The organism is Cognatundibacterium luofuense (genome assembly GCF_018139685.1).
GTDB classification, from domain to species: Bacteria; Pseudomonadota; Gammaproteobacteria; order Burkholderiales; family Burkholderiaceae_D; genus Undibacterium; species Undibacterium luofuense.
Genome location: NZ_JAGSPN010000102.1, coordinates 1 through 514 on the forward strand (window position 1 = coordinate 1; position 514 = coordinate 514).

Consider the following 514-nt stretch of genomic DNA (forward strand, 5'->3'; position numbering starts at 1 on the left):
TCAGGTACGCAATCGAATATGAATGCGAATGAGGTGATCTCCAATCGCGCCATTGAATTAGCAGGTGGTGTGATGGGTAGTAAGCAGCCGGTGCATCCGAATGATCATGTCAATCGCGGACAATCGTCTAACGACACTTTTCCGACTGCCATGCATATCGCCGTGGTGTCTGAATTGTTTTCGCAGCTGTTCCCCGCCGTGACGCAATTACGAAATACGCTGGCGCAAAAAGCGCGGGATTACCATGATGTGGTCAAGACAGGACGCACCCATTTACAGGATGCGACACCGATTACCTTAGGGCAGGAAATTGGCGCCTGGGTGGCACAAATCGACTTTGGTCTGGCCGCAGTGCATGCTGCTTTGCCCGGCTTATACGATCTGGCAATCGGTGGTACGGCTGTCGGTACCGGCTTGAATGCGCATCCACAATTTGGTGATCTGGCGGCGAGCCGGATCGCGCAACTGACAGGGCAGCCATTTCGCTCTGCGTCCAATAAATTCTTTGCCTTGT

Annotated in this window: 1 protein-coding gene; it reads left to right on the plus strand. The window is 53.1% G+C overall.

Annotated elements, in window-relative coordinates; translation table 11 throughout:
- On the plus strand, window positions 1–514 hold a 514-nt coding region (locus KDM89_RS19525; RefSeq protein ID WP_268977899.1), incomplete at both ends, for a lyase family protein.